This is a genomic window from Mesorhizobium escarrei, from assembly GCF_935825525.1.
GTDB classification, from domain to species: domain Bacteria; phylum Pseudomonadota; class Alphaproteobacteria; order Rhizobiales; family Rhizobiaceae; genus Mesorhizobium; species Mesorhizobium escarrei.
The window spans coordinates 1-1,068 of sequence record NZ_CAKXZT010000095.1; the positions used below are offsets into that span (position 1 = coordinate 1).

A 1,068-nucleotide genomic window follows, 5' to 3' on the forward strand; every position below is an offset into this window, starting at 1 on the left:
GATTTGCGCCGTCCGCCTAGCGCATCAGGCCCGCTGCCCGCAGGGCATTCTCAATAATCTTCTTTACGCCGGGCTGGCCCAATTCCGGGTGACGCGGGAACTGATGGATGACAGTCGGCTGCGGGGGCTTCGACTTCGGATTTTCTATACCTGGCGCCGGTAACTGGGGTAGTAGCCGTTGGCTGGCGGGCACTTGTGGCCTCGATCTCCGGGAGGCGGTTTCCTCCGGTGCCGCGATCCCCCAGAAATTTGCGATCTCGCGTGTGGAGGAGATGCCGACATCAAGCATATAAGGTCCCGGAGCGCCGAGGCCGCTGCCGAGCGGCGTGCCATGGCCCATCCCCGCGATCATGTTGATTTCGATCAAGGCATCTCCCGCGCCGTCACGCCACACCTGCTTTGCGTGCGGTCCGGCAGCTTCCCGACGCGTCGGTTCTTTCTCAAGCCGGTGGACTCCCCGCCATTGGCCTGCGATCGCTTCCGCGTTGGAAGGCGAAACCGTGTGGTCAGCGGCACCGTGCCAAATCGAAATCCTCGGCCACGGTCCCTGATGATCCGATGCGCCGCGGAGGGCCCGTTGCAGATCCTGTTCGGAAGGACCGCCGTGGCCTCGCATGCGATCGAAGGCCTCCGGGATGGTCGTTGCGCTGCCGTAGGGCAGGCCGGCAATTAACGCACCGCCGGCAAACACTTCCGGATAGGTCGCCAGCATGGACGCCGCCATTGCGCCTCCGGCCGAGAGGCCGGTGATGAAGATCCTCCTTCGGTCGAGACCGTGGGTGACGACCATCGTCTCGATCATCTGGCGAATCGAAAGCGCCTCGCCCGAACCACGCTTGGTGTGGCCAGGCTGGAACCAGTTGAAACAGAGGTTCGGATTGTTAGCGCGTTGCTGTTCTGGAAAGAGCAGCGCGAAGTCAGCCTCGTCCGCGAGTTGGGACCAGCCGGAATGATGGTTATAGCTGGCCGCGTTCTGTGTGCAGCCATGCAGCACGACGACGAGCGGGGCTCCCTTGGATAGGACATTGGGAATGTAGAACTTCGCTCCCAACCCGCCGGGATTTGTAC

1 protein-coding gene is annotated in these 1,068 nt (G+C 62.7%); it reads right to left on the reverse strand.

Annotated elements, in window-relative coordinates; all coding sequences use genetic code 11:
- Positions 1-16: 16 nt before the first annotated feature.
- Positions 17-1,068: extracellular catalytic domain type 1 short-chain-length polyhydroxyalkanoate depolymerase (locus NMG80_RS06410; protein ID WP_254017366.1), on the reverse strand; the 1,052-nt coding region annotated here is incomplete at its 5' end.